Consider the following 2164-nt stretch of genomic DNA (forward strand, 5'->3'; position numbering starts at 1 on the left):
GTGGATGCCTGAGATCCACGGCGGCCCCGGCCGTTTCCCGCACGACCGTTCCCCCTCGACCGTCAATCCGCTCGACAGGGGTGTGTCGGCCATGCCTATGGTGCCCGGCATGACGACCCTCTCCTTACCCCGTCAGCTGGCCCGCACCCGGCGGTTCACCCTGGGCGTCCCGGTCCAGCCGGAGCCCTCGCCGGACGGCACCACCGTGCTCTTCCTGCGCGGCCGCACCGGCACCGACCCGCTCGCCTGCCTCTGGGCCCTGGACACCGCCACCGGCGCGGAGCGGCTGATCGCCGACCCGGCCGCACTGGGCGCCGACGAGGGAATCGCCGCGTACAGCACCGACGCCGCGGGCGCGCTCGCCGCCTTCACACTGGACGGCGCACTGTGGCTGGCCGACACCGCCGGCGGCACCGTCCGCCGGATCCCCGTCCCCGGCCCGCCGGAGGACCCCCGGCTCGACCCGACCGGCCACCGGATCGCCTACGTCGGCGACCGCGCCCTGCGGGTGGTCGGCGTCGACGGCACGGAGGAGCGGGCGCTCGCCCGGCCCGAGGCCGAGGACGTCGCCTACGGGCTCGCCGAGTACGTCGCCGCCGAGGAGATGTTCCGCGACCGCGGCCACTGGTGGTCCCCCGACGGCACCACGCTGCTGGTCGCCCGGATCGACAACAGCCCGCTCGCCCGCCTCTTCCTGGCCGACCCCGCCGACCCGCACCGCCCGCCGCGCACCATCCGCTACCCGCTGGCCGGCACCGCCAACGCCGAGGTCTCGCTGCGGCTGCTCGGCCTCGACGGCACCGCCACCGAGGTCCGCTGGGACCGCGCCGCCTTCGAGTACCTCACCGCCGCCGGCTGGGACGACCACGGCCCGTACGCCGCCGTGCAGAGCCGCGACCAGCGCACCGTCCGCACCCTGGCGATCGAGCCGGACGGCGCCACCCGGGTGGTCGCCGAGCGGCAGGACGCGCACTGGATCGAGCTGCTCCCCGGTCTGCCGGCACGCACCGCGGCCGGCGCCCTGGTGGACACCGCCGACCTGGGCGACACCCGGCACCTGACCGTCGACGGCAAGCCGGTCACCCCGCCCGGGCTCCAGCTGCGCGCGGTCCTCGGGACGGAGGGCGAACAGGTGCTGTTCACCGCCTCCGACGAACCCACCGAGACCCACCTCTGGACGTACCGACCGGACACCGGCCCACAGCGGCTGAGCAGCGGCCCCGGCCTGCACACCGGCGTGCGGCGCGGCGACACACTGGTGCTCTCCACCCGGGCCCAGGGCCACCCCGGCGGCCGCTCCACCGTCCTGCGCGAGGGCCGCCCGGCGCTCCCGCTCGTCTCCCGCGCCGAGCCGCCCGTCGTCACCGCACGGCCCGAACTGCTCCGGCTCGGCTCGCACGAACTGCGCGCCACGCTCTTCCTGCCCGCCGGCCACCGCCCCGGCGACGGCCCGCTGCCCGTCCTGCTCGACCCGTACGGCGGGCCCGCGACCCAGAAGGCCACCACCGGCGGCCTCTGGTGGGACCAGGTCTCGCAGTGGTTCGCCGACCAGGGCTTCGCGGTCCTCGTGGTGGACGGCCGCGGCACCCCCGGACGCGGGCCCCGCTGGGACAAGACGATCCACGGCAACAAGGCGGAGCCCACCCTCGGCGACCAGATCGAGGGCCTGCGGGCGGCCGACCGGCTGCGACCCGGGCTGCTCGACCTCGACCGGGTCGCCATCCGCGGCTGGTCCTACGGCGGCTACCTGGCCGCCCTCGCCGTGCTGCGCCGTCCGGACGTCTTCCACGCCGCCTCCGCCGGGGCCGCCCCCGCCGACTGGCGGTTCTACGACACCCACTGGCAGGAGCGCTTCCTCGGCCACCCCGACGATCACCCCGAGCACTACGACGGCGGCTCGCTGATCGCCGAGGCGCCGAAGCTCAGCCGCCCGCTGCTGCTGATCCAGGGCCTCGCCGACGACAACGTCTACCCGGCCCACACCCTGCGGCTGTCCGCCGCCCTGCTCGCCGCCGGTCGCCCGCACGAGGTCCTCCCGCTGCGCGCCACCGGCCACCGGCCCACCGACGAGGCGGTGGTGGAGAACCTGCTGACCCACGAACTGCACTTCCTGCGGCGCTCGCTGGGCCTGGCATGAGCGAGGGCCCGTGTCCGGTCGCGCGAC

General features: G+C 76.3%; 1 protein-coding gene. It reads left to right on the forward strand.

The window, feature by feature from the left end:
* The first annotated feature begins 109 nt into the window (after positions 1 to 109).
* Positions 110 to 2137, forward strand: coding sequence for a prolyl oligopeptidase family serine peptidase (locus ACFU7Y_RS43285; RefSeq protein ID WP_380771956.1), 2028 nt, complete (start codon positions 110 to 112; stop codon positions 2135 to 2137).
* Positions 2138 to 2164 lie beyond the last annotated feature (27 nt).

The organism is Kitasatospora sp. NPDC057542 (assembly GCF_042801945.1).
Classification (GTDB): Bacteria; Actinomycetota; Actinomycetes; order Streptomycetales; family Streptomycetaceae; genus Kitasatospora.